The following is a 12,894-nucleotide window of genomic DNA, read 5'->3' as shown; positions in this document are numbered from 1 at the left end:
ATAGCCCCTTGTCGCCGCGGCATGGCGGCGAACTCCCGCAGCGCTCCGACGTCAGCCGGCGTCGAGGTTGGCCAGCGGCGTATCGCCCGCGGCGACATCGAGCGCCTGCAGCGAGACGGTCTTGCTTCCGCCATGCAGCTGCTGCCGACCCACTTCGCGAAAACCCAGCCGGGCGTGGAAGCGCTCGGACGCCAGGTTGGGCGGCTCGACGTCGAACTCGCAGGTGATCCACGGCACCGCGTCGCGCACCGCCAGCGCGTGGAGCTCGCGATAGAGCCGGCGGCCGGCGCCGCGCGCCTGCGTGCTGCCGGCCACCACGATGCGATCCACGTAGAGGAAGCGCGGATAGCGCTGCGCAAACCAGCGGTAGTTCGGGCTGTCGTAGTCCGCCCCTTCGCGGAACGCGAGCAGGAACGCCTCGACCTGCCCGTCCCGCTCGATCACCCGATGCAGCGCCGCCTGCGCATGCAGCCGCGCCAGTCGCGCGCCGTCGAGCGGGCTGAGCACGGCCACGAACGCCTCGTTGAGGGCGAGGATGGCGGGAAAATCAGCGAGAGTGGCGTCGCGCAGCATGGTCATGCAAGGGCTCCGAGCCGCAGGGGAACTCATGGTATCCGGACGATCGCAGGCGCGTGAACCTTGCGCGAAGCCGGGCAACTTCAAGAGCTTCCGATTCGGGCCACCGCCGGCGGCGCGCCATCACGCTGGCACGCCGCGCAGCACTCCCGCAAACCTATTCGACGCTGCCCTGCGCGTACTTCTCGTGCAACGCCACCGGCGCGACCTGCCTGTTCGCGCGCCGGCGAATCCACAGGTTGATCAGCTCCACGAACACCGAGAAGGCCATCGCGGCGTAGACGTAGCCCTTGGGAATGTGCTGGCCAAAGCCGTCGGCCATCAGCACCAGGCCGATCATGATCAGGAAGCTCAGCGCGAGTACCTTGACCGTGGGGTGGCGCTCGACGAACTCGCCGATCGGCCGGGCGAACATCAGCATGAAACCGATCGAGGCGAGGATGGCGGTGACCATCACCCAGCGCTCGTCGACCATGCCGACCGCGGTGATGATGGAATCGAGCGAGAACACGATGTCGAGCAGCATGATCTGCACGATCACCCCGCCGAACGTCGCCGCCGCCGTACCCACCGTGACCTGCTCGGTGGCGCCCTCCAATTTCTGGTGGATCTCGTGGGTGGCCTTGCCGATCAGGAACAGGCCGCCGCCGATCAGGATCAGGTCGCGCCACGAGAACGTATGCCCGAGCAGCGAGAACAGCGGCGCGGTCAGCCCGACGATCCAGGCGATCGCCAGCAGCAGCCCCAGCCGGGTAACCGCCGCCAGGATGATGCCGACGCGGCGCGCCTTGTCGCGCTGCTCCGCTGGCAGCTTGCCGGCCAGGATCGAGATGAAAATGATGTTGTCGATGCCCAGCACCAGCTCAAGCGCGGTCAGTGTGGCGAGGGCGATCCAGATTTCGGGATTGGCCAGCAATTCCATGGGAAGTCTCTTCGATGGACGAGGGGTGGCGCGCCATCACGCCATTGGCGGCGTGACGGTGCGGTGGTGGGATGGTGCAGAAAAGCGGAACCGCCGCTACTCAGAAATCGAACAGATCCCCCAGCAACGACTTGCGTCGCCTGGGCCGATGCTCGTGCTGCGAGTGATCGCCATGGCGATCGCCGCGATGCGGCGGCGGATAGTCGCGGTTGAACGGGGCTGCCTGCGCAGGCGCGGGAGCCGCCAGTTCGGCGCGCTCGATGAGCCGGTCGAGCTCGCCGCGGTCGAGCCAGATGCCGCGGCAGCTGGGGCAGTAATCGATTTCGATGCCCTGACGATCAGTCATCGACAGGTTCACGTCTTTGCAGGCGGGACACAGCATGGATATTCCTCGGGTGTTGCATGAAGGGTTGGCGCCAGCCGCGCGGATGCGCGGGCCAGCCTGCCGGGGCAAGCCCCGACAAACGGAAACGACGAACGCGCACAAGCGCGCTTCACGACTTCGGATGGACGTCCAGTGGCATGCGGATGCTCCAGCAAGGCTCAAAAGGCCACGGCTGGAAAGGCATCTGTGATGGACGCACCTTCGCCGTGGAACGGCGAAGGTCTTGCTCGCAAACCGCCTGGCGGTTTGCTGCTGCACCGGGGCATGAGCCCGTAATGACGGCGACAGCGACTGGGAGCTACTCCCCTTCAGCGGAAGATGCTAACACACCCATTCCGCGCAACGCGGCTGCGTGCCCGCGAGCGCGCTGGGCGACCTCGTTGAAGGCCAGGATGGATGGACTCAGTCGAGACATTCCGGAATCAGCGCGGACAGATCCGTCGCGCCGACGTCGATGCCGAGCTGGCTGAACAAGGTGGTGACCTGGCCGCGATGGTGGGTCTGGTGATTGAAAACATGGCGCAGCACCGGCCCGGACAGCTTGGCGTGCGATTCGCCGGCGCTGTTCACGTAGTGCAGCGGCCGGCCATACAACGCATCGGTGGCTTCGCAGGTGAAGTCCACGATCGCCGCATCCATCGCCTCGCGCGCGCTGCGCAGCTGCGCAAAGTCGGGAAACGTGATGTCGCGGACCAGTTCGGGCAGCGGCAGCGCGCGCACGGCATCGAGCGAGGTCAGCTCGGGCAAGGCTGCCGCGAAACGTTTCATCCAGTGCGTATCGGCGGCGAGGATGTGATCCAACGTGGCGGCGATCGAACCGAAGAACGCGCCCCGGTCCGCATGCCACTGCACCTCGTCCAGCTGCGCGGCGGCCGCATAGAGCCGCGCATTCATCCACTGGTTGTAGCGGGCCATCAGTTCGAAATCGAGCTTGAGCGACATGCGCGTTTCCGGCTCAGCCTGCCGGATGCGCCAGCGCGAAATCGATCGCCGCGCACACCGCTGCCGCCTGCGCATCGTTGCACTGCGCGGGCGTCGCCCGCGGGCTGTCGGGATAGACCTCGGTGGTGGTGCGGTAGTGCGCGTCGGTGATGCCGGCGCACAGGCCCAGCTCGCGGCAGGCGTACTCGATCACGCCATGCGCCATCACTGGCGAGCCGATGATAGTGCCGTCGGGATCGGCCGGCGCGATGTGGGTGACCTCGGCCACTGCGGCGATCACCGCCTGCTGAAACGCCGGTTCCGGCCGCGCGCTGTCCGCGCACAGGTAGAAGCCGTCCGGGATGGTGCCCGGCGCGTACGCCTTGCCGTCGCGCGCGGCCAGCGCCGGGCGGAACTCGCTCTCGTCGCTGTCGGTGGTTTCGTGCAGGTCGATGTGCACCAGCACGCGATCGCGCAGCGGCGCGACCAGGCGCATCAGCGCCGCCGATTCCGGCGCCGGGCTGTCGTCGCGGAACGAGCGGTTCGGATCGAGCGCATTCGGGTTCCAGCGGTGGATGCGCTCGTAACCCCACGGGCTGACGCACGGCGCCACGATCAGGTTGACCCGGCCGGCATAGCTCGCCGCATGCTTCTCGACGAACTGCAGCGCGCCGTGCACGCCGCTGGTTTCATAGCCGTGCACGCCGCCGGTCACCAGCGCGATGGGGAGTTCGTCGCGCCAGTGGCGGCTCTTGATCGCGAACAGCGGGTAGCTGTCGGGCGCGTAATCGAGTCGGCCGTACTCCGACACGTCGAAGCGTGCGCGCAGGGTCTCGATCACGCTCAGCACATCCGCTGCGTAGCTGCGCTGCACGGTCTGTCGCGAGCGCCAGGCAGCGACTTCCTGCGCCCCCCAGGGATGCCCGGGGGTGCCGATCGGATAGAAGGCATTCGTCATCGCGTCGCTCGCTCTGCATGGATATCCATGCCCACAACTTTAACACCGGACCGAAACGCGGGCCGCCGCGACACTGGCGCCGGGCCTGCCTACTCGGCCACGCGGCCCGGCGATTCCAGAATGTCCGTCAGCGGCTTGCCCTGAATCGTGCCGAGGGAAACGTGCAGCAGCTGCGCGATCGTCGGCGCAATGTCGACATTGGGGAACGCCGGGATTTCACCCCTGGGCCGAATGCCGAAGCCCGCGGCAATGAAGATGCCCTGCATGAGGGGGTCCGAGTTGGGGTAGCCGTGGGCGCCGATTTCTTCGGTCGGTGTCACAAAGTCTCCCGTGTCGCCCTTCTTGAAGGCGTAGCCGTCCGCTGCGTAGAGCAGCAGATCGGGCGCCTGATCGCTTTGCGCCGGCACCGGCCAGCCTTCTTTCGCCGCCTCGGCGGGCGTCAGCACCGAGCGGATGCCGGGCTTGCCCGCGAAGAGCAATTTCAACTCTTTGATCGAAGCCTCCGTGGCGTGCTGCTGAAAGACCAGGGCGAAACCGTCATCCGGTACGCAGAAACTGGGGCGGGCCGCCGAGGCTGCCTGCAGGCCGGCTTGCTTGAGCAGGACGTTGGGGTGCAATAGCTGGTGAACGCTCCGCTGGCCGTGGTCGGAGACGATGATGAAGGTCGTGCGGTCGAGTTCGCCGGCGGCGCGCACCGCGTCGACGACATCCTTTACGCGGTCGTCGAGGAAGGCGATGGTGTTGCGCCCCGAGTCGTTGCCGAAGCCCGTCTCGTGCTCGATGTTGTCGAGCGCCAGCAAGTGCAGCAACAGCAGGTCGGGGTGATGCTTCCGGATGATGTCGATTGCCGCGTGGGTGTAGATGCGATCGCGCCACGCCTGGGACGATTCGCCGAAACGCGCGAGTTGGTCACGGGTGACGATGCCCTGTTCCACGAGATCCCGCTCGATGGCGCCGTCGGGATCGGGGTGTTCGGCGAATTGCCAGTCGATGCTCGATGCGCCTTCGATGGCGACCCAGTCCACCTGCGCCGTGGTGAGGCCCGCCTGGTGCGCGGCGTCGTACACGGTGGGGAAGGCGACCAGCCGCGACTTCGGCGCTCCCATGTCGATACTGGGTGGCGTGGCGCTGCGCTGGTCGACGATGAGCCCGTTGACCAGCACGTGATGCCGGCTCGCATCGACGCCGGTGACCATGGCGGTGTGGTTCGGCCAGGTGACGGTGGGGTTGATCGGCTGCATGGAAACCGCATGGACGCCGCGTCGCATCAGCACATGCAGCGTCGGCGCGGGCAGCCGCGGCTCATGCAGGCTGGCCGCAGCGAAGGCGTCCAGGCTGATCACGATGACCTTCGGCCTCTGCGTTGCGGGCGCCGCCTGTGCGCACAGCGGGAGCGAGACGCTGCCCGCAAAGAGCATCGCCGTGGCGACGACGCTTCGAAGCAAACCGGAAGTTGAGTACATCATGCGATCCCGTCGATGGAGAAAAGGCGCCTGTCAGAACACAGGCATCACTCGATCACCTGGCGCTCACCGATCGTCTCGCTAGTGGCCGTGGCGCCGGGCGCCTTTTCGACCGGCGGCGAATCCACCGGGGATGAATCAGCCGGGGACGGGCGCGTGGTGTCCGCGGGTTTGCCGGTCGGCTCCGGGTTCCACACGAAAGTCGCCACGCTCTGCGCCGGCAACGTGTAGTGGAAACGGGTCTGATCCTGCATCACGGAGACGCGGCGCGCATCCGCATTGCTGTTGACCATCACCAGCACCACCGACCCGCCGGACGCGTTCTGGAAGGCCACGTTGTCGATGCCCTTGTCGGTCGCGGTAGAGCCCACCCGGACGGCATCGGGCAGAACGAATCGGCTGAAGTGTGCGAACGCGTAGTACTCATCGTTGCGGCTTACCTCGCCCGTGCGCGAGTCGATCGTGACCACGCCCTTGCAGAGATCGCACCCGCCGAAATGCGGGCCATGCTGCTCGTCCAGCGCCAGGTTCCAGTACACGACGCCGCGCGCCCACTGCCTGAGCCCCGCGAGCAGCAAGTCGCGCGTGAACCACATCAGCTCGCCATTCCGCGCGGACTCCCAGTCCCCGCCCGAACACTCGGTGATGTAAGCGTCCTTCCGGGGATACGCACGATGTACCTGGCCCTGCGCATACGGGCTGCCGCTGTAGCAGTGCCAGGCGATGCCATCGACATAGCGCGCCGCATCGGGATCGGCCAGCACGCTCAAGGGCTGTTCCGGGGTGTCCCAGTTGTGGTCCCAATCGAGAATGCGTGTTTTCGGCTTGCGCCCCGCCAACGCCGGGCCGAGATACTGCGAGATGATGCGCGCCCGCGTGGCCGCGGGCACTTCCATGCCCGGGTAGGTCACCGGCACGAAGCCCGGCTCGTTCTGCAGGGTCAAGGCGAAGATGGGGATGCCGTAGCCGCGGTAGGTGTCGAGGTACTTGACGAGATAGTCCGCGTACGCGCTTTCAAACTGCGGCAGCAGCTCCCCGCCGATCAGGTTGGCACTGGTCTTCATCCACGCCGGCGCGCTCCATGGCGATGCGATGGTGCGCAGCTGCGGGTTGACGGACAGGACCTCGCGCATGGTCGGTATCACGTCACGCAAATTGGAGGCGACATTGAAATGCAGCAATGTCGGATCGACCTCGCCGACGGGAAGATCGTCCAGGGTGTAGTGCTGCAGCGAGAAATCCGAGGCGCCGATGGTCAGGCGCGTCATGTTCAGGTTGAGGCCGGGCGGCGGGCCAAACAGTTCCTGCAACAGCGCGCCACGCTGCCGCTCATTCAACTTGTTCTGAAGCAACCACGCCGACGAGTCCGTCAACGCGGCGCCGAAGCCGACGATGGACTGATACTTCCTGTCGATGTCGATGACCACATCGGCAGGCTCCGGTTCGGTGGCGCTCATCTCGACGTCAGGCTGCCGCGCCAGGCGCAGCCGGCGATCAGCCGTGCTCAGCCACAGCTCGACGCCGGGCAGCACCGGATGCGGCGTCGAGGCAACGCTGGACTCTATCGCGGAATGCATGTGGCGCTGCCACTGCAGGGCCGCCAGTGCAAACAGGGTAATCAGGGCAACGGATGCAATGGCGATCCAGCCGGAGACCCCCTTGGGCTCATCCATGGTGCACACGGCGACGCATATCGCCCGCGCTGCAGCGTACCTGCGACCACCCCATGCTCACGGGGTGTCCAGGCTTGCGCACGGCAGGTCGGCGCGTCCGGCCGGCGCACCCGCGACGATTTTCACGTCGGCAAACGCCGCGGAAAACGGCGGCGATGCCAGCACGCCGAACGGCACGTCGATGTGCGAGAGGTCGGCGCCGCCCTTGATGAAGCACGCCAGCGGAATCGACACGGTGTGGCGGGCGCCGTTCGCGTAGCTGGCGAAGGTGTGCGCAAGGTCGACGCTCCTCGTGCAGTCGCGGCCACACCCCATGTACACCTTCACCGGCCCTTGGGCGGGCGTGGCGATCACCACATCGAACTGCAAGGCCGCGTGGGTGGCTACCAGTGGCGTCAGGTTCCTCGGTTGAGGACTCCGCGCAAAGAATCGGCCGGCGCCGAGCCAGGTGACGGATTTGGCGTCCTGCTGGGTGTTGACTTGCACCGTGCGCAAACGCAGCGCCGGATGGCTGGCCGGCCACTCGACGACGGCGTTCAGATCGGCGCCGATGTCGTGCGCAGGGTGCTGCGGGTTCTCGTCGGCCAGGTAGAGCGAGAACGGGAGCACGGCAAGCGTGTGAAACACCGACAGCACCGACGCTTCGGCGCACGCGTCGACGGCGGGATCGGTAGGCAGCGTGGCCATCTCGTGCTTGCCGGAATAGTGCAGCCCGTAGCCGGGCGCGAACAGCCAGCGCGTCGCCCTGGCACTGCTGCCGCCCGCGTCGGGACAGGGAACCCCCGGCCACGGCATCGCGAGCGTTCCGCTGAAATCGTAGGCACCCGTGCCGGAATGGCCCGCAAACAACACGTCGGCCACGCCCGCGCCTTCGGTCCCGGGCAACCACGCGGCCACGAACGCGTCGGAGAGGTTGAGCAGGTTGTTGACGTAGAGCGGGCGCCCCGCCACGAACACGGCGACGATGGGCTTGTGGCCCTTGGCCACCGTTTGCAAGACGGCCAGATCCTCCGGGTAGCGATCGCTATGCCGCAGCGTTGCCGACGGCATGATGTCGCCCATGGTCTCCGCGTACGGCGTCTCGCCGATCACCGCCACGATGGCATCGAAGGGTTTGAGATCCACGCCCTGTGCCGTTTCGCTGTAAGTGACGTTCGCCGCACCGGCGGCGTGGCGCAGCCCGGCCAGGATCGTTTCGCCGTGGGGGAAGTCGGCATTGCCGTTGCTCGTGCCCTGCCAGGTCAACGACCAGCCGCCGGTCTGGTTGGACAGGCTGTCGGCGCTCTTCCCCACGACCAGGATCTTCGACCCCGACTTCAACGGCAGCACGCCGTGATTGTTCTTCAACAGGACCAGCGATTCGCGAACGGCCCGCCGCGCCAGCGCGCGGCTCTGCAATGACCCGGCGTCGCCAGCCCCCGCCCGTTGCGACGGCCGCGTGCCGAACAGGCCCATGCGCAACTTGGCCCGAACGATCCGACTGACGGCGTCGTCGATGCGCGCCATCGGAATCTCGCCGTGCTCGACCTGGCGGGTGGTGTTCGCGATGAAGGCCTGCCAGTCATCGGGCACCATCACCATGTCGATGCCGGCATTGATCGCCTGCGGGCAGCTGGCGTTGGTGCATCCCGGCAACTGGCCGATGGCATTCCAGTCGGAAACCACAAAGCCATCGAAGCCCATCTTGTCCTTCAGCGCACCCGTCAACAAGGCGCGTGCGCCCGACATTTTCCCGTAGTCGATGCCGGCAGCCACATCATCCCAGCTGCTGTAGGACGCCATCACGCTCTGCACGCCGGCCTCGATCGCGCCGAAGTAGCCCGAGCCGTGCACGTTGATCATGTCGTTCTGGCTGACCTTGGCGTTGCCCTGGTCCGTTCCGTTCTGCGTCGCGCCGTCGCCGATGAAATGCTTGGCGGTCGCCATCACGTTGTGGTCGCCAAAGCTGCCCTGCAGTCCTTCCACGTAGGCGCGCGCATACGCGCGCACCAGCGGACCCTCGGTGGAAAAACTTTCGTAGGTGCGCCCCCAGCGGGCGTTCTGCGCGACGGCGAGGGTCGGCGCGAACACCCACTCGACGCCGGTGGCGCGTACCGCCCTGGCGGTCGCCGCGCCGATGGCTTCGATCAAGGCCGGGTCGTGCGCCGCACCCAGGCCGATGTTGTGCGGGAACATCGTGGCCCCGAAGACATTGTTGTCCCCGTGCACCGCGTCGATGCCCCAGATGATCGGCACCTTGATCGCCGCGTCGGTCGCCATCGACGCATCGTAATAACGGTCGGACAGCGCCAGCCAATCTGCGATCCCGGCTTGCTTGTTGCCACCGGGCCAGGAGCCGCCGCCGTTGAGTACCGAGCCGATGTGGTATTTCGTCACCTGCGCCGGCGTGATCGACTTGATCTCGGCCTGCGTCATCTGACCGATTTTCTGGGCGAGGCTCATGCTCGCCACGATCTTTCGCACGCGCGCTTCCAGCGCGGGATCGGCGGCCAGCCGGCTGTGGATCGCCGGCCATTCCGCGTAATGGGTCGGCGCCGGCATGCGATGACTGGAGGATGCTGCCGCCGGAGATGGGGCGTCGTTCGCCGCTGCCACGTCAGCCGCCAGCACGGCGCCCCCGCCGTCGACGGTGGCCAGCACTGCACACATCAACCACGACCATCCGGTACGGACCATGAGGAGCCTCGCTTGCTTGCAGCATTCGCCTGACGTTGTGCAGGCACGTGATTTCCACCGAGGCACGCGGACTACGCCGACATCCACTCCCCTGACGCACATGCTACTGCGACACACGCCTGCCGATGGGCAAAGCAGCGTGCACGGCGTCACACCAGCCGAGACAAGGCGCCGCGACGCAGCGCCTCGCGGGCTACCACTTGGGGTGGAAACCAGGCAGCACGGTGTGCCCGAGGTGTCGTATTCCAGCGAACGGGCAAGAGGTTTTGACCCGGTTCGGGGACGCCCCCGTCAAAGCTCCCCGGCGCCCTTGCGCAGCCAGAGATCGATCAGGGATTTCTCGTAACGCAGCGAATCCTGATCCACCGGCGAACTGCGGCTGAGAAAAGCCGCGTCGCGCAGCTTGCGGCTGTCCTCGCGCAGCACCTTGCCGTCGGCGCCGTACAAGGTGAAGTTCAAGTCGATGCGCGGCGGATAGATGTCCTTGATGATGCGCACGTCGTCGAAGTCGGGGCCACGCCAGGGCTCGTATTCGCCGGCGCGGTCCACATCGGTCACCTCGATGTCCAGCCGCTGGCCCGGCGCCAGCACGCGCGAGGCGCGCTGGGCGATGTAGATCCTGAGCGGCTCCAGGTAGGCGTCGGCTTTGATCATGTGCAACCCGAAACTGCGCGTCGCCTCGGCGAAGTGCTGGGGGTTCTTGTAGCGAACGCTGACGTTGTCCGGCGGCGTCGCCGCCCATGCGGTCACCGAAGCAAGGCCCAGGCAGACAAGGCACAGCAGGCGGAACAGCGGGGAAGATTTCATGGCGGATCTCCCGTGGCGGAACAGGCCGCCTGTCGTAGCAGTGGAGCAGCGAGGGTCAGTATACGTCCGGCCCGGAAGGCAGGTCAGGCGCTTTTCGCGTTGCGGATACTCCGGCGTGACCGACGGCATATCGACCATGCAAGCATGCGCCGACAGAATGTCACCTGGCATTCCAGGAGATCGCGGATCATGACTGCCGGAGCGATACTGATCCTCGCAGCCTCGGCGCTGACGATCGTTGCGGTGCCATTGGCGCTGGGGCTGGCCGGCGCCCTATCCGCTCGCCGCACACCTGGCGACCGTGCAGCCATCGCCGGAAGCTGGCGGCTCACGGCGGCGTCGACGCTGTTCTACGTGCTCGCGTTCAACCTGACGTTCTTCATCCAGGAACTGCTCCTGGTGCTCCCCAAGGCACTCACGCCGGGTTTGCGCCCCACCCTGTTCCACAACAACCACAGCTGGGAGGGCACGAATCCGCTTGCCGGCCTGTTCCAGGGCACCGGCGCACTGGCGGCCCTGTCCGTCGGGCTGTTCTGCCTGTGGCTGCTCGGGCGACCGCGGGAACGATCGGACGGCACCCGGTTGTTCCTGTACTGGATGGCGTACTGCGGCTGCTTCATGGCGTTGCCACAGGTCGTCATCGGGTCGTTGAGCCCGGGCAGCGACGTCGGCATGGCGATGGGCTACCTGCACTTCGGCGAAACCGCACGCGTCGGTGCGGGCCTGCTCGCCCTGGGCCTGATGCCGGTCATCGCGTTGCAACTCCGGCGTCCGGCGCTCGAACTCGCCCATGCACGCGAGCACATCGAGGGCCCCGGCTCCCGCGCGCGTTTCGTGTTCCGCGTCATCACGCTGCCGGCGCTGCTCGCCACCGCGCTGGTCCTCCCGTTCCGCGTTCCGCGCGAACTGATTGAAGTCCTCGTCGTGCCCTTGCTGGTGCTCCTTGCCGGCGCCCCCTGGATCCAGGCGGGAGCCTGGCGCGTACGCGAAGTGAGGGCCAACGGAACCTCGACCGCCCCGTCGCTCGCCTACCTGTTCGCCGCGGTCGTAGGGTTGCTACTGCTCTTCCAGCTCGTTCTCAGGCCGGGCATCCGCTTCTACTGAAAACGAACGGGGCGCCGATCCAGCGTGCGGTGGCCTGCCCCAACGCAGGAGCCTGCTGCACACAAGCAAGTGGCGCTGAGGTGGCCCGGTTGGTTCCTCCGACTCGCCTGGCCCGCTCGAAAAGCACACTCTGAACTTCAGCTCGACCCTAGTTTCTTTCCCCGGCGCCGCTGCGACTGAGCGCGGCGGCACGACTCATGGCTCGGCGTGCGTGGCGTTCCTCGCCCAGTTGCTGGTAAGCGCGGGCCAGTCCGAAGTAGAAACGCGAGTCGCCGTCGTAAAGGCGGATGGCCTGCCGGTAGTGCTGCACGGCGCCCGCGTAATCGCCCCGCTTCTCATCGTCCTCGGCCTGCAGGAACTGGAAGTAGGGGTCTTTCACCTGGACCTTCTCGAGACGCCGCGCATAGATGGCGCGGCGCGCCTCGTCGCCGTTGTACCGGTACAGCGCCACCATGTTGACCAGCGCACCCGCGTTGGCCGGATCGAGCGCCAGCGCCTTCAGGTAATCGCGTTCGGCCGCCCGCGGGTCGCCCAGGCGCAGGTGCAGCACGCCGGCATTGGCCCAGGCACTCGCATAGCGCGGGGCCAGCTGCAACGCCATGGCCATGTACGGAATGGCCGCCGCGGGCGAGGCACCGACAAGCAGCTCGGCGGCGCGGTTGTTGTAGTAGAGCGCCAGCAGACGCTGGTCGGAAATCGGCTGGGGCGGATTGCGCGCCGTCACCAGATCCCGCGCCACATCCACCGTGAGGCGCGAGCGACCGATGGCGATTCCCGCGTTGACGTGGTTGAACCGGTAGATGATGTCGTCGCCCACGCGCCAAGCCACGATGTCGTCAAGCTCCTGCCCGTAGGCCTGCAAGCCGGACTCGCGCGCCAGCACCACGGTCAGCAGGGTGAAGGTCAGGCAGTTGGCCTTGCGTGTGCGGTAGGCCTGTTCGACGGTCGACGTGGCGTCGGCCGAATACTCCATGCCCAGGCCCGGCTTCTGGAACAGGAAACCCACCAGCCGTTCCAGTCGCGACCGTCCGGAACCGCCGGCGTCGATGACCTGCTGCTGCAGCTGCGCACGCAACTCCGGCGGCACCGCCATGACCTGCTCCGGTCGCGGTATCGGCAACACGGCCGGCGTGACTGGCGTGACCGAGGAGACCGGCGCCATCGAGGGGGCCGGCGCAACCGACGCGACCGGTGCAGGCACGGCAACAGACCATGCCAGGATTGCCGCGTACGCCCAGGTCACCATGCCGAAACCCTCCACGCCGTGAGGGCGGGAACGTTTGCCGAGGCCAGTCTAGTCCTTTCGCGGGCGCCGGATCAGTCCGTTCGCAACGGCAGGGCCGTGTCCGGCATCTCCAGCCGCAGCCATTGTCACTGGCATGTTTTCGGACCCGGCCAGCTGGCCGCCA

Annotated in this window: 12 protein-coding genes; 2 read left to right on the top strand and 10 right to left on the bottom strand. The window is 66.8% G+C overall.

The features are described 5' to 3' along the window. Nucleotides 1–51 precede the first annotated feature (51 nt). The 9 genes from ASG75_RS15300 to ASG75_RS15260 all read right to left on the bottom strand — a co-directional run bounded on the left by ASG75_RS15300 (nucleotide 52) and on the right by ASG75_RS15260 (nucleotide 10,381). Nucleotides 52–579: a GNAT family N-acetyltransferase gene (locus ASG75_RS15300; RefSeq protein ID WP_235580256.1), complete on the bottom strand. Its 528-nt coding sequence runs from the start codon at nucleotides 577–579 to the stop codon at nucleotides 52–54. Nucleotides 580–733: 154 nt separating this feature from the next. Beyond that, nucleotides 734–1,498, bottom strand: coding sequence for a TerC family protein (locus ASG75_RS15295; protein ID WP_056391531.1), 765 nt, complete (start codon nucleotides 1,496–1,498; stop codon nucleotides 734–736). Between the two features lie 100 nt (nucleotides 1,499–1,598). After that, nucleotides 1,599–1,880: a zf-TFIIB domain-containing protein gene (locus ASG75_RS15290; RefSeq protein ID WP_056391528.1), complete on the bottom strand. Its 282-nt coding sequence runs from the start codon at nucleotides 1,878–1,880 to the stop codon at nucleotides 1,599–1,601. A gap of 405 nt (nucleotides 1,881–2,285) precedes the next feature. Beyond that, on the bottom strand, nucleotides 2,286–2,825 hold the full coding sequence (locus ASG75_RS15285) for a DinB family protein (protein ID WP_056391525.1): 540 nt from the start codon (nucleotides 2,823–2,825) through the stop codon (nucleotides 2,286–2,288). 13 nt (nucleotides 2,826–2,838) lie between these two features. Next, a complete protein-coding gene (locus ASG75_RS15280) occupies nucleotides 2,839–3,762 on the bottom strand; it encodes a M14 family metallocarboxypeptidase (protein ID WP_056391523.1) in 924 nt (307 codons plus the stop codon). Nucleotides 3,763–3,851: 89 nt separating this feature from the next. Then, nucleotides 3,852–5,228 carry an ectonucleotide pyrophosphatase/phosphodiesterase gene (locus ASG75_RS15275; RefSeq protein ID WP_200935730.1) on the bottom strand — a complete coding sequence of 459 codons (1,377 nt, stop codon included), beginning with the start codon at nucleotides 5,226–5,228 and terminating at the stop codon, nucleotides 3,852–3,854. Nucleotides 5,229–5,272: 44 nt separating this feature from the next. Continuing rightward, nucleotides 5,273–6,898 carry a glycoside hydrolase family 30 beta sandwich domain-containing protein gene (locus ASG75_RS15270; protein ID WP_056391520.1) on the bottom strand — a complete coding sequence of 542 codons (1,626 nt, stop codon included), beginning with the start codon at nucleotides 6,896–6,898 and terminating at the stop codon, nucleotides 5,273–5,275. 57 nt (nucleotides 6,899–6,955) lie between these two features. Then, nucleotides 6,956–9,661 carry a glycoside hydrolase family 3 N-terminal domain-containing protein gene (locus tag ASG75_RS15265; RefSeq protein WP_235580255.1) on the bottom strand — a complete coding sequence of 902 codons (2,706 nt, stop codon included), beginning with the start codon at nucleotides 9,659–9,661 and terminating at the stop codon, nucleotides 6,956–6,958. 204 nt (nucleotides 9,662–9,865) lie between these two features. Continuing rightward, nucleotides 9,866–10,381, bottom strand: coding sequence for a DUF3016 domain-containing protein (locus ASG75_RS15260; RefSeq protein WP_056391513.1), 516 nt, complete (start codon nucleotides 10,379–10,381; stop codon nucleotides 9,866–9,868). A 189-nt stretch (nucleotides 10,382–10,570) separates the two neighbouring features. On the opposite strand from ASG75_RS15260, the gene ASG75_RS15255 reads away from it, so the two are divergent. Beyond that, nucleotides 10,571–11,485: a hypothetical protein gene (locus ASG75_RS15255; RefSeq protein WP_056391511.1), complete on the top strand. Its 915-nt coding sequence runs from the start codon at nucleotides 10,571–10,573 to the stop codon at nucleotides 11,483–11,485. A gap of 148 nt (nucleotides 11,486–11,633) precedes the next feature. Here ASG75_RS15255 and ASG75_RS15250 read toward each other — a convergent pair whose 3' ends face one another. Continuing rightward, nucleotides 11,634–12,578, bottom strand: coding sequence for a tetratricopeptide repeat protein (locus ASG75_RS15250; protein ID WP_235580254.1), 945 nt, complete (start codon nucleotides 12,576–12,578; stop codon nucleotides 11,634–11,636). On the opposite strand from ASG75_RS15250, the gene ASG75_RS16725 reads away from it, so the two are divergent. Then, the gene (locus ASG75_RS16725; RefSeq protein WP_235580253.1) at nucleotides 12,577–12,753 is read left to right on the top strand and encodes a hypothetical protein; all 177 of its coding nucleotides are present in this window, start codon (nucleotides 12,577–12,579) and stop codon (nucleotides 12,751–12,753) included. The genes ASG75_RS15250 and ASG75_RS16725 overlap by 2 nt on opposite strands. Nucleotides 12,754–12,894 lie beyond the last annotated feature (141 nt).

This window comes from Rhodanobacter sp. Soil772 (genome assembly GCF_001428385.1).
In the GTDB taxonomy this organism is placed as follows: domain Bacteria; phylum Pseudomonadota; class Gammaproteobacteria; order Xanthomonadales; family Rhodanobacteraceae; genus Rhodanobacter.
This window is presented reverse-complemented; position numbering and strand designations above follow the sequence as displayed.

What these genes read in the sequence shown, in the direction of transcription:
- ASG75_RS15300 (WP_235580256.1), bottom strand. Translation starts at nt 579, where the DNA reads ATGACCATGCTGCGCGACGCCACTCTCGCTGATTTTCCCGCCATCCTC.
- ASG75_RS15295 (WP_056391531.1), bottom strand. Translation starts at nt 1,498, where the DNA reads ATGGAATTGCTGGCCAATCCCGAAATCTGGATCGCCCTCGCCACACTG.
- ASG75_RS15290 (WP_056391528.1), bottom strand. Translation starts at nt 1,880, where the DNA reads ATGCTGTGTCCCGCCTGCAAAGACGTGAACCTGTCGATGACTGATCGT.
- ASG75_RS15285 (WP_056391525.1), bottom strand. Translation starts at nt 2,825, where the DNA reads ATGTCGCTCAAGCTCGATTTCGAACTGATGGCCCGCTACAACCAGTGG.
- ASG75_RS15280 (WP_056391523.1), bottom strand. Translation starts at nt 3,762, where the DNA reads ATGACGAATGCCTTCTATCCGATCGGCACCCCCGGGCATCCCTGGGGG.
- ASG75_RS15275 (WP_200935730.1), bottom strand. Translation starts at nt 5,228, where the DNA reads ATGATGTACTCAACTTCCGGTTTGCTTCGAAGCGTCGTCGCCACGGCG.
- ASG75_RS15270 (WP_056391520.1), bottom strand. Translation starts at nt 6,898, where the DNA reads ATGGATGAGCCCAAGGGGGTCTCCGGCTGGATCGCCATTGCATCCGTT.
- ASG75_RS15260 (WP_056391513.1), bottom strand. Translation starts at nt 10,381, where the DNA reads ATGAAATCTTCCCCGCTGTTCCGCCTGCTGTGCCTTGTCTGCCTGGGC.
- ASG75_RS15255 (WP_056391511.1), top strand. Translation starts at nt 10,571, where the DNA reads ATGACTGCCGGAGCGATACTGATCCTCGCAGCCTCGGCGCTGACGATC.
- ASG75_RS16725 (WP_235580253.1), top strand. Translation starts at nt 12,577, where the DNA reads ATGACCTGCTCCGGTCGCGGTATCGGCAACACGGCCGGCGTGACTGGC.
- ASG75_RS15250 (WP_235580254.1), bottom strand. Translation starts at nt 12,578, where the DNA reads ATGGCGGTGCCGCCGGAGTTGCGTGCGCAGCTGCAGCAGCAGGTCATC.